Genomic DNA, 24,452 nt, shown 5'->3' with positions numbered 1-24,452 from the left:
ATGGGTGACAACGCGAATCCGGACTTGACCCACGAGCAGCAGCAGGCCACTGACACGACGCGGATCGAGGGCCAGTTCGTCGCCACCGACGCCATCGAGCGTGCCACGGCGATGCTGGAGAAGATCGGCTTCGGCAACGGATCGGGACCGGGCGGGTTCTTCGGCAAGACGGACTTCGAGGGTGCCCGGCTCAACGCGATGCTCGACCTGCTGGAGACCGCCGACCCGGCGGAGCTGGAGAACGCGGGCGACGCGCTCCAGCGAGCCAGGACCGCCCTCAACAAGGCGGCGCGCGAGCTCGACGCGTTTGTGAAGGCCACGGAGTGGAAGGGCGAGTCCGGCAACGAGTTCCGCCGCTACGGAGGAGAGCTCGCCCGGTACGCGGGCGATCTGGGCACCTTCGCCAACGGCGTGGGCACCCAGATGAAGGTCGCCAGCGAGGGCCTGACCTCGGTCCGCAATGCCCGGCCGCCGCGCGACAACCGTGCCGACCCGAAGAAGCCGGAGGCCTTCCCGCCCTCGGAGCGCAAGGAGGACAACGCCGAGTACAAGGCGGCGCTGAAGGCGGAGAAGGACCGCCAGGAGGCCATCAACCAGATGAACCGTCTGGCCTCGTTCTACGCGGTCTCCCAGGAATCGCTGGCTGGGCAGGAACCCCCGAGAATGCCGGGTGCGCTGACGACGGCGGTGCCACGCCCCTACGGAGCATGGGAGGACGACAGAGCTTCCACGGCCACTTCATCGCGGGGCGAGCGCTCATCCGGTTCCGCTCAGGAGGCTGTGGCTTCGCCGACTCGGATCGCCGATGCCGGCGGCACGCCCCAGAGCGACGTGGCTGGTCTGCCGACAGCGCTGGCTCCGGCGACACCCTCGCCCGGACAGCCCTCGCCCCCGGTCCCGGGGCCCGACACATCGATGGTGATCGACAGCGTCACGGCACCGCCGGCTGCCCCCACGGCTCCGGTCGCCCCGACGGCCCCCGTGCCCACGGCTCCGGGAGCTCCCATGCCCGGACCGGTTCCACCGATGGCCCCCGGCGTGTCGAGCCCTGTGCAGAACAAGGCGGCGCAGGCGAAGGGCGGGCCGGGCGTATCACGGGCCGGTGGACCGTCGAGCACCGGCGCTCCGGGGCGAGGCGCGATCGGGGCCGGTGGCGTCCCTGCGGCCAAGTACGCCGAAAGCGCCGGACGTTCCGCTGTCATCGGAGGCGCACCGGGAGCGGCGGGCGGTGGGAGTGCCGCTGGCCGAGCGGGGGCAGTGGGTCCCATGGGCGGCGGAGCTCCCGCGGCAGGTCGTGCCGGAGCCGTAGGGGCGTCAGGACAGTCTCCGATGGCCGGGCGGGCCGGAACCGGCGCGTCCGCGGGGTCTCCCGCAGGTCGGGCGGGCGGCATCGTCGGCGGTACGCCCCAGCGCGCCACCGGGGCCGCCAGTGGGCCCCGTATCCCCAGGGGGACGGTCATCGGCGCTGAGGGAGCGACACCGGGTCGCTCCGCCTCGCCGAGGACCGGTCAGTCCGGAGTCATCGGAGCAGGCCCCGCGAACGGCATGCCTCAGCCCACGGGGCGAGGCACCCCCAGCACCAAGGGAATCGTCGGCACTCCGAGCAACGGCGGTACGGGCTCCAGGCCGGTGGCCGGTGGCTTCACCACCGGTGGTTCGGGGCTTGTGGGTGGCCGCCCTGGCCACCGTCAGCCCGATGGCGAGGAGCGCGAGAGCTCCGGCTCCGCCCGTCCCGACTATCTGACGGAAGACGAAGAGACATGGGCGGTTCGACGACGCGCCGTCCCACCAGTGATCGAGTGAGCACAGGGGAAGGTTCGGAAGTCAGGATGTCGGCAGGAATAAGCCAGCTCCGAAAGCGCAAGGGGCCCTACGCCATGAGGCGAGGTCTGCTCTGCGCTGCCGCCGTGGCCTGGGCCGTGGGCGTCGTCGGTACCGCCCCGGTCGCGGCGGCCGTCGAGGATGTGCGGTCCCGGCAGTGGTACCTGGACGCGATGCGTGCCGAGGAGATCTGGAAGACCACCACCGGCGAGGGGATCAAGGTCGCCGTCATCGACACCGGAATCAACTCGTCGACCCCCTCGCTGAAGGGACAGGTCCTGGAAGGCTTCGATGCCACCAAGGCGAGAGGCGAGGCCACGGACGACTACGACGGACATGGGACGACCATGGCCGAGCTGATCGCCGGGACCGGTCAAGGAGGCGGGCTGCAAGGACTTGCCCCGGGAGTCAAGGTCATCCCCATTCGGATCTCCGACACCGAGTTCCAGGAGAAGCACAAGTCGAACCTCCGGGATAAGTCGGATGCCATCAGGGCTGCCGCGGACAGTGACGCGCAGATCATCAGCATCTCCTCCGGTAGTGAATTCTATGAGCCGAAAGAGGAAGAGGCGGTGAAGTACGCGGAGAAGAAGGGGAAGCTGATCTTCGCGGCTGTTGGTAACACAGGCGACGAGGACAATAAGCCGGGGTACCCGGCCAGCTATGACGAAGTCGTGGGCGTCGGAGCCTCCATCGCTGCGGGCAAGGTTGCCGAGTACTCCTACCATGGCGAGGCCGTGGACCTTGTCGCTCCCGGCAGCGGCATCCCCCATTGGTGCGATGCGAGCTTCAAGGGCTACTGCGATGGCAACGGCACCAGCGCCGCCACCGCCATCGCCTCCGCCTCCGCCGCTCTCATCTGGTCCACAAACCCCGACTGGACTGCGAACCAGGTCCTCCGCGTCATGTTCGAGAGCGCGGGCCGGGGCAAGGACGGCAACAAGAAGACCCTCAGTAACTTCTACGGCCATGGAGTCGTCCGTCCCGGCGCGCACATCAACCGGGGGCTCGGCAAGCCCGGCGACCCGGATCTCAGCCCGCTGACCAACAAGCGGACCGGTGCCGCCACCGCCTCGGCCACTCCCTCCGCACCAGCGAAGTCATCACCCGCGAAGAGCGCGCCCCCGGCCGACACCGCCGTGGCAGGCTCTAGCGAGAAGTCCGGGGACGACGGCTGGTGGGGTCTCGTCCTCGGCGGAGCAGGGGTCGTCGTCGCCCTCGCGGGCGGAGGCTTCTTCGTCGCCCGGCGCCGCCGCAGCGCCTGAGCGGGCCGTACGGCCGCCGCCCAGCGCCATCACACCTCCACCATGAAATCAACGTACTGAGAACGCGAACAGGGAAGGGAAGACCGACATATGTCAGTCCAGAAAGTCGGCGATGAGGGCCTCAAGAGTCTCCAGGACGAGATCACGGCCAATTTCGAAGACGTCAAGGGCCAGCTCCAGCAGCTCCAGGGCGTCATCGACAGCCTGGAAGGCAACTGGAAGGGCATCGGCCACGGCGCCTTCGATGTGAAGCAGGCCGAGATCAACCAGGGCATGGTGCGCATCGGCAAGATGCTGCTCCACTTCCAGGAGGCGATCCAGGTCACCCGTACCACCGCCGGCAACACCGAAGACGATGTGCGCGCCGCGCTCCAGGGCGTCGACGTCACCCCCGGCTTCTCGGGTGACGCCGGAGCGACCTCGCGCGCGAGCTCGAACATCAGCGGTTACTGAGCCCGACGCCGCCGAGCGGCGCATCCCCAGCACAGCGGATACACAGACATACGGCAGTCGGAGGATTAATGTCGGACAACGGCGCCAACCTGGTCGTCACATACGCCTCGCTTGAGCAGGCGGCGGCGACCATCGACAAGCAGGCCGATCGCCTGGACAAGAGCCTTGACGCCATCCAGGGCAAGCTGCGCAGCATCTCCAGCACCTTCGAGGGTGAGGCCGCGACCGCGGCGGAGAACTACCACCGGCAGTGGGACAAAGAGACCCGGATGATCCACACGGCCCTGAAGGGCATCGCCCGCGCGGTCCGCGAGGCGGCCCCCGCCTACCAGGCCGGTGACCGGAAGGCCGCCGGCTACTTCTAACAGCCGGGGGACAAGCATCCCGACAGGGTGGGCATACGCGGGAGATGCCCACCCTGTCGTCGTATCCGCGATTCCGCGACGAGGCACGGACGTCAGGACCTCTTCGAGGCCCTGCACTCATCGGAGTTACTGACCGAATCGGTGTACGCGGTGATGAGCTTCTTCATCTCCGGCTCCGTCGTCTTCTCATCACTGAGGCTCACGATGGTGACGAAGAGCCTGGAGTCCACCTTGCGGTGGCTGACGCTCGGTTCCGGGCAGTGGACCTGACCGACGCCGCCCTTCTCGGACCAGGCGTAACGCCGGTCCTCGGTCAGCTGCGTGTCGATTATCATGCCTCCGCCCCGCTCAGTGGAGGCGACGTTGAGGGTGGTCGTGTCTCCCCCCCGCCAACTGATCAGTACGGACAGGGCGGACTCGTCATCCACCCGGACGAGGCAGCGGTCGTACCCGATCAGGTTCGTTACCTTGGTCGAGATCTTCTTGCCTGGAGGCAGTGCAGGTTCCAACAGGCTCGGCTCGATGGCCGTACCGCAGAGCGAGTCCGGTGTCTTGTATGCCTTGGTCGGTTTCGGGTCGGACGATGTGCACCCGGAAGCGGCGAGAACGAGAAGTGCCGCCGCAGCCAGCGAGAAGACGGACTTCAGCCCGCGCCGTTCCGTGTTCTTGAGGTTCTTCATCTGAACTCCGTAACTGGCACTTGTCATGAAGGCTGGATTTCCGTGGTCAGATCATCAGACATTCGCTGGGCGTTGTCCGACGCGTCCGAGAAGCCGTCCTCGGTACCGCGCCGGGCCCAGTCCGCCGCCTGGTGCGCATAGTCCGCCCCATGCCCCTTGGCCGCGAGAGTCGCTGCCTCCTGGGCCAAGATCAGGTTGCTGTCCCTGCTCGCGGACCACAGATCGGCCGACTGCTTGCCGGCTTCCTGGAGAACATCCGTCTCCGATTGCTGGAAGAGATGCTCAAGCACCAGGCCGCTGACCGTGCCTGCGGCCCCGGCGGCCACCGCGCCGCCGACCGGGGTGGCAATAAAGCTCACTCCAACGCCGATACCGGTTCCGATAGCTCCCGACCAGGCATTCTTCTGTTGGGCGACGGAATCCTGGAAATCCTTGGCCTCCTGTGCGGCCGGACCTGTGATGGCCTCCTGGCGACCGACCGCCAGCGCCCCGCCGATCTCGGCGGACTTCCGCGCGACATCCTGGACAATGTCCTGAGGAGGATGCGGATATCGCCGGTCCTCCGGAAGGTCCGGGTTGAGGTGGTAGTCCATCAGGTTCGCCATATAGGCCTTCTGACCCACCTCGACGGCAGCGAATCCGTCGGGGCTCTGCCCCACGGAGACCAGAAGGCGGGTGACGTCCTTGTGGTTCAGTTCCGCGGCAGTCCCCGCGATCGGGAAGAGCCGGTCCGTATTGCCGAGCTTGTCGTTGGACGCGGCACGGTTGATGTCTGGCAGATACTCCGAGGTGATCTGTCCGATGCTGTCCCCCAGTACCCCGTGCTTCGTCAGCCGCTCCGGATCGTCCGAGATCGAGGCGACCAGCCGCTCCATGAGCTTCGCCTGCTCCGCGTTGTGCGGGGGGGTGTCGACGGTCGGCAGTTCGCCCGCCGGGTGCCCGGTGGTGGCCGCCTCCAGGGCGAGCCCCAGATAGTTCCTGCCCGTACTGGTGTCATCGTTCTTCTCGTCCACCGTCCGGGGCCACTCCCGCTCCTCGAAGAGGTAGTCGAAGTTGGTGAGGTCGGCCTTCACCTCCTTGCCCTTCGCGTCCTCCCGCTTGAAGTCGTGGTCCTCGTCCTTGGTGACGAAGGTGTCGCCGAAGAAGTCCGTGGCCGCGTCGGGGCTGTTCGACAGCGCCTTCAGGAAACCGACCAGGGGATCCGAGCCGCGATCGGTGCCCGTGTGGTTCAGATCGGGGTTGATCGGGACATCGTTCCAGAGCATGCCGCCCGCCCGGCCGTTGCTGGTCAGCTCCTTCTCGGCCTTGATCAGCTCCGTGCCGTAGCTTCTGAGGAACTGGTCGTCGAAGTTCCCCCAGCGCATCAGATTGCTCATCACCTGGAAACCCATGGTGCCGCTGTGTTTGAACACCGTCTCGCTGCCCAGGGCGGTCATATCCCGCTTCCAGCCCGCCATCGACTGGGTGTCGCTCTGTGTCGCGGTCGCCAGCGTCAGACTCAGATTCTTCTGAAGCTCGCCGAGCTGATCGCGCTGGCCGCGCAGCTCATAGGCCTGGTGCGGATCGTTCACCCCGGCCCAGAACTCCAGCGTCCCCTTCGCGCCCAGCGTGGCGGCGAAGCGCTCCGCGAACAGCTCGTCGTCCGAGTACTTCTTCAGCCCGGCGTTGAGCGCGGCGATGTCCTCGGCCCGGAGGTCCTCCGGCTTCTTCTTCGCCAGCGCGGCCAGCTTCTCCGCTTCCTTCAGCGCGTTCGCTCCGGCGTCCCGGTCGGCGTACTCCGCCCCCGAGAACCCGTGGTCGTTCTGGTCGGCCAGCGCCTTCAGAACCGCCGCGGCCGAGGTGTCGCTCTCCGTGGCCTTGTCGAGAATGCCCTGGATCTCGTCCCGCAGCGCGGTGACGTCCTCCGGGGTGTGATCGGGGACGGAGGTCCCCTTGGCGGCCCGGTCGGGATGGATGTTCATGCTGACGGTGAAGCCGCCCCCACCGGTCGGCACGACGGTGAGGTTCTTCTTCGCCCCGCGCTCGATCGCCTCGTTGAGCTTGCGGTGCCAGTCCTTCAGCTCGTCACGGGTGTCCCTGAGGATGTTCCGTATGGAGGTCGCCTGCGTCCGCGCGTCGGCGAACTCGCCCGCCGTCCTGCCGATGAACTCACGGGACACGGTGGCGTTCACACCGGCCCAGTTCGCTTTGTTCGCCCGGCCGCGCAGACCGTCGCCGGCCCCCTTCTCCAGGTCCTCCAGATTGGCCGCCATCGTCGACCAGTCGGCGATGGCGTCATCGAGCAGCGCGAAGTTCGCGAAGCGCAGCGCCTCCAGATCCATCAGTTGTCACCCTTGCCCTTCGCGGTCTTCTCGCCGTACACCGGATTCTGCTGGCCCGCCGGCGCATACGATTCGTCGAAGCCCTTGTCCAGGGTGTCGATGCTGCTCATATTGCGCTGAATCCAGTCGTCGTCGTCCCGGTGCGTCTTACGGCTGAAGTCCATACGGTTCGAGATATGCGCACAGGCGTCCATGAGTGAATTGAGCTGCTTGTCCCAGCGGTTGGAGACATGCTGAAGGGCTCCGCCCAGCGCGAACCCCTGCCGGGAGAGATCACCGGCGGCCTTGTCGCTCGTGGGAACCGCGATCCGCGCTTCGTTCCACAGCCGGTTGTAGAGCGTGAAGGCGTGGTCGCCGATCGCCGCCAGATCGGCCTGGCTGACCTGGAGATCGCCCTGTCCGACGCCTCCGCCCGTGTCCTCGGGCGGCAGCCCGTTCAGCCGCATACGCGCCGCGCTCTGCTCGGCCGCCGACGCCTTCAGCTGCTCCCACTCGTCCCACGCCACCGTCTGCGTCCCTTCCCCCGTGCACGACCCCGGACAGCGCCATTCCGTAGCGCTGTTTCCGGCCAATCCATCGAACGTCCAACCTATTGATCTGCGGCGATCACTCGCAAGCGCCGTCCGGCCCGCCCGGGACCGCCGACGCGCCCGACGACGGGGAGCCCCACAAGGACTCCCCGTCACCATCACATCTGTTCGTCCGGCGGCATAAGCCCCGTCTGCACCAACGGATTTCCGCGCTGCCGGGAGACGAAGACACCCCGCCCCGCGGGCATCGGCCGCATCCGCACCCCGCCGAGCACATCGCCCTCCTGTGGATCGCCGGAGAGCAGCACCCCCTGCGCGCCCAGCTCCATCATCCGCTGCATGAACGCCTCGTACGACGCCCGGCTCGCCCCCGCCGAACTGCGGGCGATGATGAAGCGGACGCCCACATCGCGCGCGAACGGCAGCAGCTCGGTGAGCTTCGCCAGCGGATTGCCGCTCGATGTGGAGACCAGGTCGTAGTCGTCCACGACCACGAAGACCGAAGGCCCCCGCCACCAGCTGCGCTCCCGCAGCTGCTGGGCGGTCACATCCGCCGAAGGGGTACGCCGCCGCATCAGATCCGCGAGCGCGTCCACATGGTGCTCCATGTTGTTGGACATGGGAACGTACTCCGCCAGATGGGACGCTGGAGTGACGTCCAGCAGCGCCCGCCGGTTGTCGATCACGAAGAACTTGCAGGAGTCGCCGTCGTACCGCTCGCACAGCTGCTTGATCAGCAGCCGCAGCGTATTCGACTTACCGGACTCGCTCTCGCCGAAGACCAGGAAGAACGGATCCCGCTCGAAGTCGACGAAGACCGGCGCCAGATTGTTCTCGTCGATGGCGAAGGCGACTCCGCGCCCCGGCTCCGCCCGGCCCGGCGGAAGGCTCGCCGCCGGCAGCTCGCGCGGCAGCAGCCGTACCGGCGGCGCGCCGGGAGCCGTCCAGTGCCGGGCAGCCTCCTGGTTCATCGCCGTCGTCGCCTCCGACAGATCGCTGCTGGAGCTGATGCCGTCGATCCTCGGGACAGCCGCCATGAAGTGCAGCTTCTCCGGGGTCAGACCGCGCCCCGGCACCCCCGTCGGCACATTGACGGCCGCCTTGCGGTCCAGCTCCGAGTCCATCGTGTCACCGAGCCGCAGCTCCAGCCGGTTCATCAGATGGTCCTTGAGATTGGCGCGGACCTCCAGCGAGCGGGAGGCCGTGAGCACCAGATGGATGCCGTAGCCCAGACCGCGCGTCGCGATCTCCAGCACGGCCGGCTCCAGCCCCTCGTAATCCGACCTGAAGTTCCCCCAGCCGTCGATGAGCAGGAACACATCGCCCCACGGCTGCTCCGCCGTCGAGATCTCACCCCGCGCCCGCATCCTGCGGAAGGTGGCGATCGAGTCGATGCCCGCGCCGCGGAAGTACTCCTCGCGGCGCGACAGGATCCCGTACACCTCGGCGACCGTGCGCCGTACCCGCTCGGGGTCCAGCCGGGACGCGATGCCGCCGACATGCGGCAGACCGGCGATCGCCGACAGCCCGCCGCCGCCGAAGTCGAGTCCGTAGAACTGCACCTCCTGCGGGGTGTGCGTCAGCGCGAAACCCGCGACCAGGGTGCGGAGCAGGGTCGACTTGCCCGACTGCGGGCCGCCGACGATCTGCATATGGCCCGCGGCTCCCGAGAAGTCCCGGAACAGGGTGTCCCGCCGCTGCTCGAACGGCTTATCGACCACGCCCAGCGGTACGACCAGCCGGCCGGCCCCCTCGTACCCGGGCTGGGTCAGCCCGCGGCCCGGCACCGGCACCAGCCCCGGCAGCAGTTCGTCCAGCGGCGGCGGATTGTCCAGCGGCGGCAGCCACACCCGGTGGGCCTCCGCGCCCCGGCCCTCCAGCCGCCGCACGATCACATCGAGCACGGAATCGGCGAGGGCGTCGTCCTCGGCGGGCCGCGCCCGGGGCGCCGGAGGTCCGGCCACCGGCTCCGCGTACCGCACCGGCACCGGCGCCGCCGTGAACCGCACCGGCCTGCGGTCCACCGGCAGCGGCCCCCCGGAGGCCGCGGCGCGGTGCGCGCCGTCCCGGTAGACCCCCGAGACATACGCCGCCTTGAACCGCACCATTTCATCCGTGCCGAACTTCAGATACCCCGAACCGGGCACATTCGGCAGCGAGTAGGCGTCCGGCACCCCCAGCGCGGCCCGCGACTCGGCGGCGGAGAAGGTGCGCAGACCGATCCGGTACGAGAGATAGGTCTCCAGACCGCGGAGCCGGCCCTCCTCCAGCCGCTGCGAGGCCAGCAGCAGATGCACCCCGAGCGACCGGCCGATCCGCCCGATCTGCACGAACATCTCGATGAAATCGGGCATCGCGGTCAGCAGCTCGCTGAACTCGTCGATGACCAGCACCAGCGAGGGTATGGGCTGGAGCGGCGCGCCCGCCGCGCGGGCCTTCTCGTAGTCGTGGATATTGGCGTAGTTGCCCGCGTCGCGGAGCATCTCCTGCCGCCGGTTCAGCTCACCCCGGATGGAGTCGCCCATCCGGTCCACCAGCGTCAGATCGTCCGCGAGGTTGGTGATCACCGCCGCCACATGCGGCATCTGGGACATCCCGGCGAAGGTGGCGCCGCCCTTGAAGTCCGCGAGGACGAAATTCAGCGTCTCCGACGAGTGGGTGACGGCGAGCCCCAGCACCAGCGTCCGGAGCAGCTCCGACTTGCCGGAGCCGGTCGCGCCGACACAGAGCCCATGCGGCCCCATGCCCTCCTGCGCGGCCTCCTTGAGATCCAGCATCACCGGCGTGCCGTCCTCGCCGACGCCGATGGGCACCCGCAGCCGTTCCGACTGCGACCTCGGACGCCAGGTGCGGCTGACGTCGACCGAGGCGGCGTCGCCCAGATTCAGCAGATCGGTGAAGTCGAGATTGGCCAGCAGCGGCTGGTCGTCGTCCCCGCCGGCGCCCACCCGCAGCGGGGCGAGCTGACGGGCGAGCGCCTCGGCCGCCTGAAGGCTCAGCCGGTCGGGGAGCCCGTCGTACACCAGCCCGTGCCCGGACTCCAGCCGCAGCGCCTCCGGGGTGACCGTGATGGACAGACCGCCGCGCGCCCCGGTGACATCGCCCGGGACGACCTCGACGACGGTGACCCCCTGGAGTCCCTCCGCCGCCGCGAGCGCGGAGACCTGGGGTACCGACTGCCCGTCGAGCACCACGACCACATGCGGCTGATCGAGCAGCGGATGGCCGTCGCCCTGGAACCGGGGCCGGCCGTCGAGCCGCGCCGCGAGCAGCTCCTCCAGCTCATGGGCGTCGGTGGTGATCAGACGGCGGCTGCCCGCGCCGTCGCCGGAGCCCGGGGCCTGGACATGCGGCAGCCACTTCGCCCACTCCCAGTGCGGCGCGGCCTCCCGCCCCGCCGCGATCGCGATGACCAGATCCTCGGGGGAGTGCAGGGAGACCAGCGAGCCGAGCATGGTCCGCGCGGTGGAGCGCGCCGACTCCGCGTCGCCACTGACCGTCAGATGGTAGAAAGCCCGCAGCGATACGGCCATGGGCAGGCCGTCCAGGGTGCTGTGCGCCGTCAGGAACTGGCGCATCGCGCCCGCCGTCAGCGGCTCCAGCTCGTCCAGCGGCGCGGTGTCCGGCGCTATGAGCGGGGTGGCGAGCTGCTGACTGCCCAGGCCGATACGGACCTGCCCGAAGTCCGCGTCGCCGATCCGGCGCTCCCAGACCCGGCTGCCCTCCGCCACCAGCGCCCACAACTGCTCGGGCGAGGGGTGCAGATAGTACTGGGCGTCGCGCTGGAGCTTCGCGGTCCGCAGTATCCCGCGGCGGGTCTGGGTCAGATACTTCAGATAGTCGCGGCGCAGATCGGCGAGCTCTCCCTGGGTGCCCCGGCGGTAGCGCACCAGCATCGCGATGGCCATGGCGATCGTCGACGCGATCATGATCATGCCCATGATCCGCATGATCGGATTCGGCGTGATGAAGAAGAAGACGACCGAACCGCCCATGCCCAGCATCGGCAGCAGCTGCATCAGCGCGCCCTCCTGCTGGCCTCGCGGCAGCTCGGGAGGGGGTTGCAGCTGTATGTGCTCGCTGGGCACTTCGGAAGGCAGGGCCCGTGGTGGGCGCTTGACGACGATCTGACTCACAAGCTCACCAATTCCGTTGCCGGACGGAAATGTTCCTATCGGCGCCCCCGTGGCGACGGGCTCCGTCCGCGGGGACGGATCCTACTTGCGGCGGTGCGAAGAGGTGGGCGGTAGGGTGGCGCGATGTGTTGGCACACCCCGTGAACCACCGTGAGAGATAGGGGTCGTCCGGAGCACGGCCACGGGCCTGCGGTGAGCCCCGGACCGGTTCGGCGGCCGACGCGGTCACGATCGCGGAGCCCCTTCGGCGAACGGCGAATCACGGCGGCGTGAGCACCGAAGCCCGAGCACCACAGCTTGAACGCCAAAGCCCGAGCACCACAGCGCGAGCACCACAGCTTGAACGCCGAAGTGCGAGCACCACAGCGCGCACCCGGCGGCGCGGACGGCCCACGACGTGGCACAACAGGGCCCGGAACAGGGCCCGGAACAGGGCCCACAACACGGCCCACGCCACGGCCCACGACGACGAACCGAACCCACCACGCATGAAGATCACAGAGATCGCAGAGAACGCAGAGATCACGAGGGGACGCAGCAGGTGAGTATGACGGCCCAGAGGGCGGCCACCGGACCCGGTCACCCCGGACAGGCGACCCCGTCCAGCAGCGGAACCGGCTTCTGCCGGGTGACCGTCGTCGCCCCCGACGGCCGCGTCGACGTGGCACTGCCCGAGGACATCGCCGTCGCCGACCTCTACCCGGAGATCCTGCGCCTCTCCGGCCAGAGCCCCGAACCCGGCGCCCCCGTCGGCTACCACCTGGTACGCCGCGACGGCACCGTCCTCGACGGCGCACGCTCCCTCGGCGCCCAGCGCATCCTCGACGGCGAGCTCCTCTCCCTGCGCCCCTTCGCCGACTCCCTCCCGCCCGCCGTCTTCGACGACGTGACCGACGCCGTCGCCAACGCCGTCGCCCGCGACCGCACCCTGTGGAGCGACGCCCTCATGCGCGGCGCCGGGCTCTTCGGCGGCTCGGCGCTGCTCCTGCTGCTCGCCTTCGTGCTCTGGTCCTCCGCACCCGGCCATGACGCCCACGGCCTCCAGGGCATCCTCGCCGCGGTCGCCGGCGTCCTGCTGCTCGCCCTCGCCTGCGTCCGCGCCCGGGTCTACGACGACCGGGCCTCGGCCGTCGCCCTCGGCATCGGCGCCCTGGCCAACGCCGCCGTCGCCGGATCCGGCCTGCTGCCCCCCGCGGCCGGCCAGGGCGCGGGCCGGCTCCACGCCCTGCTGGCCTGCGCCGCCGTACTGATCGCCGCGGTCATCCTCACCATCGCCGCCCCCGGCGGCGACGGCCCCTTCGTCGCCTTCGTCCTCGCCGCCGCCATCGGTGTGCTGGCGTCCTTCCTCGCGATCGTCTACCGCCTCACGCCCGCCGAGACCGCCGCGCTCTGCGCCCCCCTCGCCGTGGGCGCCCTCGCCTTCCTGCCCGGACTCTCCACCCGCTTCGCCCGCCTCCCCATCGGCTTCGACCCGCCCCGCACCGCCATGGGCGACTACGGCGCGGAGGACGAGCCGCAGGGCCCCGTCGACGCCGAGCGCATCGCCGCCCAGGCCCGCCGGGGCCATGAACTCCTCGTCGGCCTGGTCGGCGGCTGCGCCCTGGTCGCCGTGGGCTCCGCCGCGGTGCTCGGATTCTCCGACGGCGTCTGGGCCCAGCTGCTCGCCCTCGCCACCGGGATCGCCATGCTGATGCGGGCCCACCTCTTCCGCTACACCGCGCAGGTCGGCTGTGCGCTCGCGGCCGGCCTCGGAGCCCTGGTGCTGCTCGGTCTCGGGCTCTGCCTCAACCCGCCGCCGGTCCTGGTGCGCGACGCCCTGCGCGGCGACAGCTCGGGCCTCGACCTCCGTACGATCTGGCTCGCCGCCGCGGTCGCCGCGGTGGCCGCGCTGATCACCGCCATCGGGCTGATCGTCCCCCGCGCGGGCGTCACCCCCTTCTGGGGCCGCTTCCTGGAGATAGCCGAGACCTGCGTCCTGCTCACCCTGATCCCGCTGTCCCTCGCGGTCTTCGACGTCTACCACGCCATCCGGGCCACCACCTCCTAGCCTCGCCCCCAGCTGGGGGCGAGGAGCGGTCCCCCCGGACTGCTATCCTGGGCGATGGCCGTTTGTGTACGCGTTCCCGGACTTTCTGGGGACAGCGCTCATCGGACCTTCGCTCCCGAGTCACGGAAGCTCCCCTGAGGCCAAGACCAGGGGCACTCGTGGGCGCATCGAACACCCTGAGGAGTACCGAGTGTCTCTCGACGCCGCTACCAAGAAGCAGATCATGGCCGACTTCGGCACCAAGGAAGGCGACACCGGCTCTCCTGAGGTCCAGGTCGCGATGCTCTCCCGCCGCATCTCGGACCTGACCGAGCACCTCAAGACCCACAAGCACGACCACCACTCCCGCCGTGGTCTGCTGATCCTGGTCGGCCAGCGCCGCCGCCTGCTGCAGTACCTGGCCAAGAAGGACATCCAGCGCTTCCGTACGCTGGTCGACCGCCTCGGCATCCGCCGCGGTGCGGCCGGCGGCGCCAAGTAAGACGCCGTGGAGGGGAGCGGTTCCCGCTGAAACAGGGGGCCGCTCCCCTTTGCTTTACCGACGGTTTACCCGCGGCACGCGTTCGCTTTACCGGCGGTACGCGCCGGTGGGCCGCACAGCGCGGCCGCACCGTACAAGCTGTACATGCTGACTCGCTGTACGTGCGCGACGTACCGGACGGCATTTAGTCTGGTCGTACGAGGCGCAACGCCCCACGCGCCACGGAACGACCCGCACGACGCGACAACGCACCACTGAACGCGAGAAGCCGACTCGCCGCCGCCGGTCCTCGGTAGTGGCTCCCGGAGACCACAGGAACCCCGGGTGCTTCGATCGAAGACCGGCCGAATACGAGAGCTTCTCCACCCGTCCCCCGCCACACGGGCGCAGGGACGACAAAGACGCAAAGTAACGGAGAAAACGCTAGTGGAGAACGAGACCCACTACGCCGAGGCCGTCATCGACAACGGCACCTTCGGCACCCGCACCATCCGCTTCGAGACGGGCCGCCTGGCCAAGCAGGCCGCCGGCTCCGCCGTGGCGTACCTGGACGACGACACCATGGTGCTGTCGGCCACCACCGCCTCCAAGAAGCCCAAGGACCAGCTCGACTTCTTCCCCCTCACGGTGGACGTCGAGGAGCGGATGTACGCGGCCGGCAAGATCCCCGGCTCCTTCTTCCGCCGGGAGGGCCGCCCCTCCGAGGACGCGATCCTCACCTGCCGCCTGATCGACCGCCCGCTGCGCCCCTCCTTCAAGAAGGGCCTGCGCAACGAGATCCAGATCGTTGAGACGATCATGGCGCTCAACCCCGACCACCTCTACGACGTGGTCGCCATCAACGCCGCCTCCTGCTCCACGCAGCTCGCCGGCCTGCCCTTCTCCGGCCCGATCGGCGGCACCCGTGTCGCCCTGATCCGTGGCCAGTGGGTCGCCTTCCCGACCCACACCGAGCTGGAGGACGCCGTCTTCGACATGGTCGTCGCCGGCCGGGTCCTCGAAGACGGCGACGTCGCGATCATGATGGTCGAGGCCGAGGCCACCGAGAAGACCATCCAGCTGGTCAAGGACGGTGCCGAGGCGCCGACCGAGGAGATCGTCGCCGCCGGTCTGGAAGCCGCGAAGCCCTTCATCAAGGTGCTCTGCAAGGCCCAGTCGGACCTCGCCGCCAAGGCCGCCAAGCCCGAGGGCGAGTTCCCGGTCTTCCTGGACTACCAGGACGACGTGTACGACGCCCTGACCGCCGCCGTCAAGGGCGAGCTGGCCCAGGCGCTCACCATCGCGGGCAAGCAGGACCGCGAGACCGAGCTGGACCGGGTCAAGGAGCTGGCCGCCGAGAAGCTGCTCCCGGCCTTCGAGGGCCGCGAGAAGGAGATCTCCGCCGCCTACCGCTCGCTGACCAAGAACCTGGTGCGCGAGCGCGTCATCAAGGACAAGGTCCGCATCGACGGCCGTGGCGTCACGGACATCCGTACGCTCGCCGCCGAGGTCGAGGCGATCCCGCGGGTCCACGGCTCCGCGCTGTTCGAGCGTGGCGAGACCCAGATCCTGGGCGTCACCACCCTCAACATGCTCCGCATGGAGCAGCAGCTGGACACCCTCTCCCCGGTGACCCGCAAGCGCTACATGCACAACTACAACTTCCCGCCGTACTCCGTCGGCGAGACGGGCCGCGTCGGCTCCCCCAAGCGCCGCGAGATCGGCCACGGCGCCCTCGCCGAGCGCGCCATCGCGCCGGTGCTGCCGACGCGCGAGGAGTTCCCCTACGCGATCCGCCAGGTCTCCGAGGCGCTGGGCTCCAACGGCTCCACCTCCATGGGCTCGGTCTGCGCCTCCACCATGTCGCTGCTGAACGCCGGTGTGCCGCTCAAGGCCCCCGTCGCCGGCATCGCCATGGGCCTGATCTCCCAGGAGATCGACGGCAAGACGCACTACGTCGCCCTCACCGACATCCTCGGTGCGGAGGACGCCTTCGGCGACATGGACTTCAAGGTCGCCGGCACCAAGGAGTTCGTCACCGCCCTCCAGCTCGACACCAAGCTGGACGGCATCCCGGCCTCCGTCCTGGCCGCGGCCCTCAAGCAGGCCCGTGACGCCCGCCTCCACATCCTCGACGTGATGATGGAAGCGATCGACACCCCGGACGAGATGTCCCCCAACGCCCCGCGGATCATCACCGTCAAGATCCCCGTGGACAAGATCGGCGAGGTCATCGGCCCCAAGGGCAAGATGATCAACCAGATCCAGGAGGACACCGGCGCCGAGATCACGATCGAGGACGACGGCACCATCTACATCGGCGCCGCCGACGGCCCGGCCGCCGAGGCCGCCCGCGCCACGATCAACAGCATCGCCAACCCGACGATGCCCGAGGTCGGCGAGCGCTACCTGGGCACGGTCGTCAAGACCACGACCTTCGGCGCGTTCGTCTCCCTGCTCCCGGGCAAGGACGGCCTGCTGCACATCTCGCAGATCCGCAAGCTCGCCGGCGGCAAGCGCGTGGAGAACGTCGAGGACGTCCTCGGCGTCGGCTCCAAGGTCCAGGTCGAGATCGCCGAGATCGACTCCCGCGGCAAGCTCTCCCTGATCCCCGTGATCGAGGGCGAGTCCGGTTCCGACAACGGCTCCGACGACACGAAGGACGACACCGACAAGTGACGTCGCGTAGTTCCCGAGCGACGGCCCGCACCTCTTCGAAGGCGCGGGCCGTCGCCCGTACCCAAACACTTCTCCAGGGTGAGAACGGCATCGGCACCGTCCGCCGCACCACCCTCCCCGGCGGTCTGCGGATCGTCACCGAGACCCTTCCCTCCGTACGCTCCGCCACCTTCGGCATCTGGGCCCATGTCGGCTCACGTGACGAGACGCCGTCCCTCAACGGCGCCACGCACTATCTGGAGCACCTCCTCTTCAAGGGCACCGAGCGCCGCTCCGCCCTGGACATCTCCTCCGCCATCGACGCGGTCGGCGGTGAGATGAACGCCTTCACGGCGAAGGAGTACACCTGCTACTACGCACGGGTCCTCGACACCGATCTGCCGCTCGCCATCGATGTGGTCTGCGACATGCTCACCGGCTCGCTGATCCTCCAGGAGGACGTCGACGCCGAGCGCGGGGTGATCCTCGAAGAGATCGCCATGACCGAGGACGACCCCGGCGACTGTGTGCACGATCTCTTCGCGCACACCATGTTCGGCGACTCGCCCCTCGGCCGCCCGGTCCTCGGCACCGTGGACACCGTCAACGCGCTCACCGCCGAACGGGTCCGCCGCTTCTACCAGAAGCACTACGACCCGACCCGGCTGGTCGTCGCCGCCGCGGGCAACGTCGACCACGCCACGGTCGTACGCCAGGTCCGCCGCGCCTTCGAACGGGCCGGCGCCCTCACCCGTACCGACGCCGTCCCGCTCGCACCCCGCGACGGACAGCGCGCCCTGCGCACCGCGGGCCGCGTCGAGCTCCTGGGCCGCCGGACCGAGCAGGCCCATGTCGTCCTCGGCATGCCCGGCCTCGCCCGCACCGACGACCGCCGCTGGGCGCTCGGGGTGCTGAACACCGCACTCGGCGGCGGCATGTCCTCCCGGCTCTTCCAGGAGGTACGGGAGAAGCGCGGCCTCGCCTACAGCGTCTACTCGTACACCTCGGGCTTCGCCGACTGCGGACTCTTCGGCGTCTACGCGGGCTGCCGCCCCAGCCAGGTCCACGACGTTCTCAAGATCTGCCGTGACGAACTGGACCGGGTCGCCGCCGAAGGACTCGACGACGACGAGATCGGCCGCGCCATCGGCCAGCTCTCCGGCTCCACCGTGCTCGGCCTGGAGGACACCGGCGCGCTGATGAACCGCATCGGCAAGAGCGAGCTCTGCTGGGGAGCGCAGATGTCCGTGGACGACATGCTCGCCCGGATAGCCGCCGTCACCCCCGACGAGGTACGCGCGGTCGCGGGCGAGATCCTCGGCCAGCGCCCCTCACTCGCGGTCATCGGCCCCCTCAAGGACCGCCAGGCCGACCGACTGCACGAGTCGGTCTCCTAATCCCCTAAGGAAAAGAACTGATGAGCAAGCTGCGTGTGGCGGTCATCGGCGCCCGGGGCCGTATCGGCTCGGAAGCGGTACGAGCCGTGGAAGCCGCCGACGACATGGAACTGGTCGCGGCCCTCGGCCGCGGCGACCGGCTGGAGGCGCTGGCCGAGGCCGGAACCGAGGTCGTGGTCGAGCTGACCACCCCCGACTCGGTGATGGACAACCTCGACTACTGCGTACGCCACGGCATCCACGCCGTCGTCGGCACCACCGGCTGGACCGATGACCGCCTCACCCGGCTCACCGGCTTGCTCACGGCCTCCCCGAAGACCGGGGTGCTCATCGCGCCGAACTTCTCCATCGGCGCGGTGCTCACCATGGTCTTCGCCCAGCGGGCCGCCCGCTACTTCGAATCCGCCGAGATCGTCGAGCTGCACCACCCGAACAAGGCCGACGCCCCCAGCGGCACCGCGACCCGCACCGCCCAGCTGATCGCCGCCGCCCGCGCCGAGGCGGGCTGCGCCCCGCAGCCCGATGCGACGGCCTCCGCTCTGGAGGGCGCGCGCGGCGCCGACGTGGACGGCGTCCCGGTGCACTCCGTACGGCTCCGGGGGCTGCTGGCCCACCAGGAGGTGCTGCTCGGCGGCGAGGGCGAGACGCTCACCATCCGGCATGACTCGCTCCACCACAGCAGCTTCATGCCGGGCATCCTGCTGGGCGTCCGCCGCGTCGTGAACACCCCCGGCCTCACGCTCGGCCTGGAACACTTCCTCGATCTGGGCTGATCCGGACCATGCGCGCGAAACTCACCTACTTCATCACGGCAGCCGTCCTGGCCGTCTACTTCGTCCTGGTCGGCAGCCGTGGTGTGATGCTCATCCAGCAGGGCACCCTGCTCACCGTCTCCTTCGGGCTCGCGGTGCTGATCCTGCCCGTGATCGGCGTCTGGTTCCTCTGGAAGAACACCCAGTTCGTCACCCGGGCCAACCGGCTCGCGGCCGAGCTGGACGCCGAGGGGGGCCTGCCGGTGGACGATCTGGCCCGCACTGCCAGCGGCCGGATCGACCGTGACGCGGCGGACGCGGCCTTCGAGCGCCGCCGCGCCGAGACCGAGGACTCACCGGACGACTGGCGCTGCTGGTTCCGGCTGGCCGTGGCCTACCACGACGCCCGGGACACCCCGAGGGCCCGCAAGGCCATGCAGCGGGCCATCGCCCTGCACGACGGCCGGACCCCGGCGGCTGCGGAGTAGGAGAACGGCCCCCGCCGGGTGGCGGGGGCCGTTCTCCTGGAGCGTGGTCAGGCGGGTCCGTACTCCGACCACCAGGCCTCGACCGTGTCCGCCGCCCGGTCGAACGCCTCGATCCGGGAGAGAAAGTCCCCGTTGTGATCCGTCAGCAGGGGCAGCGGCTCGCTCTTGCCCCGGCGTACGAGGACGAGCGCCTGCCCCTGCACCGTCCTCGGCAGCCCCAGCCACCGCACCGGCTGCTGCACCGTGCGTACGGCCGAGACATCGCTCCAGGCCACGGACGACGTGGTGAGGAGACCCACCCGGCGCAGACCGTGGCGGCTCACCCACACCCCGACCCGGAGCAGCCGCAGCGCCGCGCCGATCACGGCCAGCCCCAGCGCCAGGCAGACCGCCGCCCCGGACAGCGCCCCGGCCAAGCCGATGATCGTGGCCGCGATCAGCACGAACGACGCGAGCAGCAACAGCACCGCCGCCGCGACGACCCGCCAGGGCCCTGGGCGGTAGGGACGCCGCCACAGATCATGGTCGTCGAAAGGCAGCGCGACGTCGTCCGCCGTCGCGTCAAATGCACGGTCGGCCGTCAGAAAGGGCAGGGGCACGACTGATCCTCACTCACCAGCACACTCGATCGGGGCTGTGACGGGTGAGGCTACCGAGGCGATCACCGGCCGACCACCCCAGGGGGTCCGTACGAGTCTCAGCGGCGCTCGGACGCCTCGGACTTCTGGACGTCGCCCGGCTGCTGCCCGGACTCCATCGCGGGCATCCCGAGGAGCAGCGAGCCGGCCAGTCCGGCTGCCAGCGTCAGGCCGATCAGCGTCCGGCCGGTTATCGGGAGGCGGTCGCCCGTGCGCGCGGCGGGGGAGCGACGTTGCTGCGGAAGCTCTCGCTCTCGGCGACGAATGAGAAGGGGACGGCTTCCCGCCGGCGGAACATCAGGGCACTCTCCTCGAATCCAGGCGATGGGCGGCGTCGGCCGTACGACGGGTTCTCCCGTACAACCGCTCACCCATACAGACGCTCGAAACGCCGGATCGGTGCCCCCTTTCGCCGAATCGGCTGAAGTCCCCGGTCGCGGGTGACGCCGCGGGAGGCCGGACGGGGTGGACTAGAGTGGTCGCCGCCCAGCTCCATCCCTGGAAGGACCCTCCCGGTGACCGACACCCCCGCCGACACCGCGACGCCCAGCTTCCGCGGTGATGTCACCGTCGAACTGGTGAAGCACACCGCAGCGGACACCGATGTGCTGTGGGCGGCCCGCGTCTCCACGGCCGGCGAGCAGTCCCTGGAGGAGCTCCAGAAGGACCCCGAGCGCTCCAAGGGTCTGATCAACTACCTGATGCGGGACCGGCACGGCAGCCCCTTCGAGCACAACTCGATGACGTTCTTCATCAGCGCCCCGATCTTCGTCTTCCGCGAGTTCATGCGGCACCGCGTGGGCTGGTCCTACAACGAGGAGTCGGGCCGCTACAGGGAGCTCCAGCCGGTCTTCTACCTCCCCGCCCAGGACCGCAAGCTGGTCCAGGAGGGCCGTCCCGGGAAGTACGTCTTCGTCGACGGCAGCCCGGCGCAGCACAAGGTCGTCAGCGACGCCATGGAGGACTCCTACCGGCGGTCGTACGAGACCTACCAGGAGATGCTGGCCGCGGGCATCGCCCGTGAGGTCGCTCGCGCGGTCCTGCCCGTCGGGCTCTTCTCCTCGATGTACGCCACCTGCAACGCGCGCTCGCTGATGCACTTCCTCGGCTTGCGCACCCAGCACGAGCAGGCGAAGGTGCCTTCCTTCCCGCAGCGGGAGATCGAGATGGTCGGCGAGAAGATGGAAGAGGAGTGGGCCCGGCTGATGCCGCTCACCCACGCCGCTTTCAACGCCAACGGCCGTATCGCCCCCTGAGACTTTCTCCGGGCCCCGCTGACCTGTGCGGTTGTCGCCCACAGGGGCGCTTGACGGCACAGATGTGCGGATGCGGGCGGCGAAGTGTCCACATTGCGGTATTTCATGAAGTTCATCTAGGCTGATCGAACGGACCCGGCACTGCCTGAACCCCCGAGCAGGCAGTGCCGGGATCCCCAATGCCACGACGTACGTCACGCTCTCCAAGGGGCACAGCGTGCCGAGCAACGAGTAGCGTGTTACCCATGGCTCCGATCTCCACTCCGCAGACCCCGTTCGGGCGGGTCCTCACCGCTATGGTCACGCCCTTCACGGCGGACGGCGCACTCGACATCGACGGCGCGCAGCGCCTCGCGGCCCATCTGGTGGACGCGGGCAACGACGGTCTGATCATCAACGGCACCACCGGCGAGTCGCCCACCACCAGCGACGCGGAGAAAGACCAGCTCGTACGGGCGGTACTGGAGGCAGTCGGAGACCGGGCCCAGGTCGTCGCCGGTATCGGCACCAATGACACCCGGCACAGCATCGAGCTGGCGCGCGCCGCCGAGCACGCCGGCGCACACGGCCTGCTCGCGGTCACGCCGTACTACAACAAGCCCCCTCAGGAAGGTCTGCGCCGCCACTTCTCGGCCATCGCCGACGCCACCGAGCTGCCCGTGATGCTCTACGACATCCCCGGCCGCAGCGGCGTCCCGATCGACACCGAAACGATCGTGCGCCTCGCCGAGCACCCCCGGATCGTCGCCAACAAGGACGCCAAGGGCGACCTCGGCCGAGCCAGCTGGGCCATCGCCCGCTCCGGCCTGGCCTGGTACTCCGGCGACGACATGCTCAACCTCCCGCTGCTCTCCGTGGGCGCCGTCGGCTTCGTCTCCGTGGTCGGCCATGTGGTCACCCCGGAGCTGCGCGCCCTGCTCGACGCCCACCTCAACGGCGACGCGCAGAAGGCCACCGAGATCCACCAGCGGCTGCTCCCGGTCTTCACCGGCATGTTCCGCACCCAGGGAGTCATCACCACGAAGGCCGCGCTGGCCCTCCAGGGCCTTCCGTCCGGCCCTCTCAGGCTGCCCCTCGTGGAGCTCTCCCCGGAAGAGACCGACCAGTTGAAGATCGACCTCGCCGCCGGCGGGGTACAGCTCTGACCACAGACTTCACAACTGAATACCAGAAGAACCGAACATCAGTAGAGACACCGGCCGCCCATGGCCGGACAGAGACAACTGCAAGTGCACGAAAGTCACGGACGCCACGTGCCTCAGCGGTACGTGGCGTGCGTGGTGAGGAGAGTCTTTTGAGTCATCCGCATCCAGAACTCGGCCCCCCGCCGAAGCTCCCCAAGGGAGGCTTGCGCGTCACCCCGCTCGGCGGTCTCGGCGAGATCGGCCGGAACATGACCGTCTTCGAGTACGACGGCCGACTGCTGATCGTCGACTGCGGAGTCCTCTTCCCCGAGGACGAGCAGCCCGGCGTCGACCTGATCCTGCCGGATTTCAGCACGCTCAGGGAGCGCCTCGACGACATCGAGGGCATCGTCCTCACCCATGGTCACGAGGACCACATCGGCGGCGTCCCCTATCTGCTCAGGCTGAAGCCGGACATCCCGCTGATCGGCTCCAAGCTGACGCTCGCCCTGATCGAGGCGAAGCTCCAGGAGCACCGCATCCGTCCGTACACCCTTGAGGTCACCGAGGGCAATCGCGAGCGGATCGGCCCCTTCGACTGCGAGTTCATCGCGGTCAACCACTCCATCCCGGACGCGCTGGCCGTCGCCATCCGCACCCCTGCGGGCATGGTCGTCCACACCGGCGACTTCAAGATGGACCAGCTTCCGCTGGACCGCCGGCTGACCGATCTGCATGCCTTCGCCCGGCTCAGCGAGGAGGGCATCGACCTCCTGCTGTCCGACTCGACCAATGCCGAGGTCCCGGGGTTCGTCCCGCCCGAGCGCGACATCTCCAATGTGCTCCGGACGGTCTTCGCGAACGCCCAGAAGCGGATCATCGTGGCGAGCTTCGCCAGCCATGTGCACCGCATCCAGCAGATCCTCGACGCCGCCCATGAGTACGGACGGCGGGTCGCCTTCGTCGGCCGCTCGATGGTCCGCAACATGGGCATCGCCCGCGACCTCGGCTACCTGCGGGTCCCCGCCGGGCTGGTCGTGGACGTCCGGACGCTGGACGATCTGCCGGACCACGAGGTCGTTCTCGTCTGCACGGGTTCCCAGGGCGAGCCGATGGCGGCCCTGTCCCGGATGGCCAACCGCGACCACCAGATCCGCATCGTCCAGGGCGACACGGTGATCCTGGCCTCCTCCCTGATCCCGGGGAACGAGAACGCGGTGTACCGGGTGATCAACGGTCTCACCCGCTGGGGCGCCAACGTGGTCCACAAGGGCAACGCCAAGGTCCATGTGTCGGGCCATGCCTCGGCCGGCGAGCTGCTGTACTTCTACAACATCTGCAAGCCGAGAAACCTGATGCCGGTGCACGGCGAATGGCGTCATCTGCGCGCCAACGCCGAGCTGGGAGCGCTCACAGGCGTTCCGAAGGACCACATCGTCATCGCCGAGGACGGCGTCGTGGTCGATCTGGTGGACGGCAAGGCCAGGATCGTCGGCAAGGTCCAGGCGGGCTATGTGTACGTCGACGGCCTCTCGGTCGGCGATGTCACCGAGTCCTCCCTCAAGGACCGGCGCATCCTCGGGGACGAGGGCATCATCTCGGTCTTCGTGGTGGTCGACTCCACCACCGGCAAGATCGTCGGCGGCCCTCATGTGCACGCCCGCGGCTCCGGCATCGAGGACTCGGCCTTCGACGCGGTGATGCCGAAGGTGGAGGAGGCCATCGCCAGATCGGCGTCGGACGGCGTCGCCGAGCCGCACCAGCTCCAGCAGCTGATCCGCCGGACCCTGGGCAAGTGGGTCTCCGACACCTACCGCCGGCGCCCCATGATCCTTCCGGTCGTGGTCGAGGTCTGACGGCCTGACGTCGCACTTCCTGGAGCGGAGCGCCTCGATTTGCATCGAGGCGCTCCGCTCCAGTAGGTTTACGGCTCCGCCCACGGGGAACCCCGGTCGCTTTCGAGCGCTCGGACCATGTGACCCGAGAACAGGGTGGGAATTCCGAAATCAGAACTTCTGATAAAGTCGGAATCGCCGAAAGGCACTGCCGAAAGGCAAAAGA

At 69.1% G+C, this 24,452-nt stretch carries 18 protein-coding genes and 1 pseudogene; 13 read left to right on the top strand and 6 right to left on the bottom strand.

The window, feature by feature from the left end:
• The 4 genes from FF041_RS39985 to FF041_RS01145 all read left to right on the top strand — a co-directional run bounded on the left by FF041_RS39985 (position 1) and on the right by FF041_RS01145 (position 3,904).
• Entirely contained in the window at positions 1 to 1,803 is a 1,803-nt protein-coding gene (locus FF041_RS39985) for a hypothetical protein (RefSeq protein ID WP_153520615.1), read from the top strand.
• Between the two features lie 74 nt (positions 1,804 to 1,877).
• Entirely contained in the window at positions 1,878 to 3,086 is a 1,209-nt protein-coding gene (locus FF041_RS01155) for a S8 family serine peptidase (protein ID WP_228387964.1), read from the top strand.
• Positions 3,087 to 3,176: 90 nt separating this feature from the next.
• Positions 3,177 to 3,539, top strand: coding sequence for a WXG100 family type VII secretion target (locus FF041_RS01150; RefSeq protein WP_153520613.1), 363 nt, complete (start codon positions 3,177 to 3,179; stop codon positions 3,537 to 3,539).
• 68 nt (positions 3,540 to 3,607) lie between these two features.
• Positions 3,608 to 3,904 carry a WXG100 family type VII secretion target gene (locus FF041_RS01145; protein ID WP_153480228.1) on the top strand — a complete coding sequence of 99 codons (297 nt, stop codon included), beginning with the start codon at positions 3,608 to 3,610 and terminating at the stop codon, positions 3,902 to 3,904.
• Positions 3,905 to 3,996: 92 nt separating this feature from the next.
• Here the strand turns inward: FF041_RS01145 and FF041_RS01140 are convergent, their stop codons facing one another.
• The 4 genes from FF041_RS01140 to eccCa all read right to left on the bottom strand — a co-directional run bounded on the left by FF041_RS01140 (position 3,997) and on the right by eccCa (position 11,571).
• A complete protein-coding gene (locus FF041_RS01140) occupies positions 3,997 to 4,584 on the bottom strand; it encodes a hypothetical protein (RefSeq protein ID WP_153520612.1) in 588 nt (195 codons plus the stop codon).
• Positions 4,585 to 4,607: 23 nt separating this feature from the next.
• Positions 4,608 to 6,905: a DUF6571 family protein gene (locus FF041_RS01135; RefSeq protein ID WP_153520611.1), complete on the bottom strand. Its 2,298-nt coding sequence runs from the start codon at positions 6,903 to 6,905 to the stop codon at positions 4,608 to 4,610.
• Complete coding sequence (locus tag FF041_RS01130) at positions 6,905 to 7,411, bottom strand: hypothetical protein (RefSeq protein WP_323390908.1); 507 nt, start codon at positions 7,409 to 7,411, stop codon at positions 6,905 to 6,907. The genes FF041_RS01135 and FF041_RS01130 overlap by 1 nt, the downstream gene beginning before the upstream one ends.
• Before the next feature lie 182 nt (positions 7,412 to 7,593).
• Positions 7,594 to 11,571: a type VII secretion protein EccCa gene (gene eccCa / locus FF041_RS01125; RefSeq protein WP_323390906.1), complete on the bottom strand. Its 3,978-nt coding sequence runs from the start codon at positions 11,569 to 11,571 to the stop codon at positions 7,594 to 7,596.
• A gap of 547 nt (positions 11,572 to 12,118) precedes the next feature.
• Between eccCa and eccD the strand changes: the two genes are divergently transcribed.
• From eccD to FF041_RS01095, 6 genes are all read left to right on the top strand, one after another.
• Positions 12,119 to 13,618 carry a type VII secretion integral membrane protein EccD gene (gene eccD, locus FF041_RS01120; protein ID WP_153520610.1) on the top strand — a complete coding sequence of 500 codons (1,500 nt, stop codon included), beginning with the start codon at positions 12,119 to 12,121 and terminating at the stop codon, positions 13,616 to 13,618.
• A gap of 190 nt (positions 13,619 to 13,808) precedes the next feature.
• Positions 13,809 to 14,099 carry a 30S ribosomal protein S15 gene (gene rpsO, locus FF041_RS01115; protein ID WP_323370980.1) on the top strand — a complete coding sequence of 97 codons (291 nt, stop codon included), beginning with the start codon at positions 13,809 to 13,811 and terminating at the stop codon, positions 14,097 to 14,099.
• Between the two features lie 426 nt (positions 14,100 to 14,525).
• Positions 14,526 to 16,757 carry a polyribonucleotide nucleotidyltransferase gene (locus FF041_RS01110; protein ID WP_323390904.1) on the top strand — a complete coding sequence of 744 codons (2,232 nt, stop codon included), beginning with the start codon at positions 14,526 to 14,528 and terminating at the stop codon, positions 16,755 to 16,757.
• Positions 16,754 to 18,133, top strand: a complete 1,380-nt coding sequence (locus FF041_RS01105) for a M16 family metallopeptidase (RefSeq protein ID WP_323370978.1) — start codon at positions 16,754 to 16,756, stop codon at positions 18,131 to 18,133. The genes FF041_RS01110 and FF041_RS01105 overlap by 4 nt, the downstream gene beginning before the upstream one ends.
• Before the next feature lie 20 nt (positions 18,134 to 18,153).
• A complete protein-coding gene (gene dapB, locus FF041_RS01100; RefSeq protein ID WP_153480224.1) occupies positions 18,154 to 18,906 on the top strand; it encodes a 4-hydroxy-tetrahydrodipicolinate reductase in 753 nt (250 codons plus the stop codon).
• A gap of 8 nt (positions 18,907 to 18,914) precedes the next feature.
• Complete coding sequence (locus FF041_RS01095) at positions 18,915 to 19,373, top strand: tetratricopeptide repeat protein (protein ID WP_153520609.1); 459 nt, start codon at positions 18,915 to 18,917, stop codon at positions 19,371 to 19,373.
• A gap of 47 nt (positions 19,374 to 19,420) precedes the next feature.
• On the opposite strand, the gene FF041_RS01090 is transcribed toward FF041_RS01095, so the two are convergent.
• Both FF041_RS01090 and FF041_RS38745 read right to left on the bottom strand, forming a co-directional pair.
• On the bottom strand, positions 19,421 to 19,972 hold the full coding sequence (locus tag FF041_RS01090; RefSeq protein ID WP_323390902.1) for a hypothetical protein: 552 nt from the start codon (positions 19,970 to 19,972) through the stop codon (positions 19,421 to 19,423).
• Between the two features lie 98 nt (positions 19,973 to 20,070).
• Positions 20,071 to 20,309, bottom strand: a pseudogene (locus tag FF041_RS38745) (hypothetical protein).
• Between the two features lie 217 nt (positions 20,310 to 20,526).
• Here FF041_RS38745 and thyX point away from each other — a divergent pair.
• From thyX to FF041_RS01070, 3 genes are all read left to right on the top strand, one after another.
• Positions 20,527 to 21,267 (top strand): FAD-dependent thymidylate synthase, encoded by a 741-nt coding sequence (gene thyX / locus FF041_RS01080; RefSeq protein WP_323390900.1) that lies wholly within the window; start codon positions 20,527 to 20,529, stop codon positions 21,265 to 21,267.
• Positions 21,268 to 21,512: 245 nt separating this feature from the next.
• On the top strand, positions 21,513 to 22,412 hold the full coding sequence (gene dapA, locus FF041_RS01075) for a 4-hydroxy-tetrahydrodipicolinate synthase (RefSeq protein WP_153520608.1): 900 nt from the start codon (positions 21,513 to 21,515) through the stop codon (positions 22,410 to 22,412).
• Between the two features lie 149 nt (positions 22,413 to 22,561).
• Positions 22,562 to 24,247, top strand: coding sequence for a ribonuclease J (locus tag FF041_RS01070; protein ID WP_153480219.1), 1,686 nt, complete (start codon positions 22,562 to 22,564; stop codon positions 24,245 to 24,247).
• Positions 24,248 to 24,452: the final 205 nt, after the last annotated feature.

It is taken from the genome of Streptomyces jumonjinensis (assembly GCF_009600885.1).
In the GTDB taxonomy this organism is placed as follows: domain Bacteria; phylum Actinomycetota; class Actinomycetes; order Streptomycetales; family Streptomycetaceae; genus Streptomyces; species Streptomyces jumonjinensis.
This window is presented reverse-complemented; position numbering and strand designations above follow the sequence as displayed.

Excerpts from the sequence above, each read along its gene's own strand:
- FF041_RS01155 (WP_228387964.1), top strand. The coding sequence starts at position 1,878 with ATGAGGCGAGGTCTGCTCTGCGCTGCCGCCGTGGCCTGGGCCGTGGGC.
- FF041_RS01140 (WP_153520612.1), bottom strand. The coding sequence starts at position 4,584 with ATGAAGAACCTCAAGAACACGGAACGGCGCGGGCTGAAGTCCGTCTTC.
- FF041_RS39985 (WP_153520615.1), top strand. The coding sequence starts at position 1 with ATGGGTGACAACGCGAATCCGGACTTGACCCACGAGCAGCAGCAGGCC.
- FF041_RS01135 (WP_153520611.1), bottom strand. The coding sequence starts at position 6,905 with ATGGATCTGGAGGCGCTGCGCTTCGCGAACTTCGCGCTGCTCGATGAC.
- FF041_RS01095 (WP_153520609.1), top strand. The coding sequence starts at position 18,915 with ATGCGCGCGAAACTCACCTACTTCATCACGGCAGCCGTCCTGGCCGTC.
- FF041_RS01145 (WP_153480228.1), top strand. The coding sequence starts at position 3,608 with ATGTCGGACAACGGCGCCAACCTGGTCGTCACATACGCCTCGCTTGAG.
- FF041_RS01150 (WP_153520613.1), top strand. The coding sequence starts at position 3,177 with ATGTCAGTCCAGAAAGTCGGCGATGAGGGCCTCAAGAGTCTCCAGGAC.
- dapA (WP_153520608.1), top strand. The coding sequence starts at position 21,513 with ATGGCTCCGATCTCCACTCCGCAGACCCCGTTCGGGCGGGTCCTCACC.
- eccD (WP_153520610.1), top strand. The coding sequence starts at position 12,119 with ATGACGGCCCAGAGGGCGGCCACCGGACCCGGTCACCCCGGACAGGCG.
- dapB (WP_153480224.1), top strand. The coding sequence starts at position 18,154 with ATGAGCAAGCTGCGTGTGGCGGTCATCGGCGCCCGGGGCCGTATCGGC.